We start from the raw sequence: 248 nt of genomic DNA on the forward strand, positions 1-248 counted from the left end.
TCTCTACTTCTTGGTTCCCTATGGTATCTGCACACCACCTTGCCGTTTTAGCGTCCGCTGCATTTAAAATTACTTTATTCTTACAGTTAGCACTCAACGTTTCAGTTACATTATGACCATATTTCTCATACAATTGTGAAATCGACTGTATCCCGACTAAAAAGCATCCTCCGTAGTTTCGGGTGATAGTTAGCCCCTGCTCTAATGAAGGTAAATAGTTTAACGATCCTAGCTCGTCAAATATAAAC

At 39.5% G+C, this 248-nt stretch carries 1 protein-coding gene; it reads right to left on the minus strand.

The annotated features are described in order from the left end of the window. A partial coding sequence (locus tag NF27_RS06805) for a type IV secretion system DNA-binding domain-containing protein (protein ID WP_039457417.1) occupies window positions 1–248 on the minus strand: 248 nt, incomplete at both ends.

It is taken from the genome of Candidatus Jidaibacter acanthamoeba, from assembly GCF_000815465.1.
GTDB classification, from domain to species: Bacteria; Pseudomonadota; Alphaproteobacteria; order Rickettsiales; family Midichloriaceae; genus Jidaibacter; species Jidaibacter acanthamoebae.